General features: G+C 75.3%; 1 protein-coding gene. It reads right to left on the bottom strand.

Features of this window, described 5'->3' with window-relative positions; all coding sequences use genetic code 11:
* The coding region (locus tag FV228_RS31570; RefSeq protein ID WP_147857957.1) for an ABC transporter ATP-binding protein at window positions 1-681 on the bottom strand (681 nt) is incomplete at its 3' end.
* Window positions 682-726: the final 45 nt, after the last annotated feature.

Genomic DNA, 726 nt, shown 5'->3' with positions numbered 1-726 from the left:
CCGCAGCTGCGCCAGCAGGTCGGCGAGGCGCCCGGCGCGCACGATCCGCCCCTGCGCCAGGAACGCGACCCGGGAGGCGAGCCGTTCGGCCTCGGCGAAATCGTGGGTGGCGATCAGGATCGCGGTGCCGGCCGCCTTCAGCCGGTCCAGGACAGCGTGGATCGCCGCCCGGGCGGCGAGGTCGACGCCGCTCGTCGGCTCATCGAGCAGCACGAGGCTGGGCCGGTTCATCAGGCTCGCCGCGATGTTGACCCGGCGCCGGTAGCCGCCGGACAGGATTCCCACCGGGCGATGCGCCACGTCGGCGATGTCGGCCATCTCCAGCGCCATCGCGACGGCCTCCCGCCGGTCGCGCCGGGCCACGCCCGCGAGCTGGCCGAAGACGCCCAGGTTCTCGGCGACCGTGAGGCGGGGGTAGAGGGCGATCTCCTGGGGCACCCAGCCGATGCTCCGGCGGGCGCCGCCCGCTCGGAACGGGTCCGTACCGGCCACCCGTACGGTCCCGGCGCTGGGCGCGAGGCGGCCTGCCACGAGACGCATCAGCGAGGACTTGCCGGCCCCGTTCGGGCCGAGCAGCGCCAGGGTCTCGGCCGCGTCGAGGTCGAGATCGACCTGTTCCAGCACCCGCCGCCCGCGCAGGTCGAGGCCGACACCCGCGATCCTTACGAGGTTGCCGTCCACCCCGTCACCGCCGCGGCAGGGCGCGGGCGGCGGGTGCTGGAACAG

Origin of the sequence: Methylobacterium sp. WL18 (genome assembly GCF_008040015.1) — a bacterium.
In the GTDB taxonomy this organism is placed as follows: Bacteria; Pseudomonadota; Alphaproteobacteria; order Rhizobiales; family Beijerinckiaceae; genus Methylobacterium; species Methylobacterium mesophilicum.
This window is presented reverse-complemented; position numbering and strand designations above follow the sequence as displayed.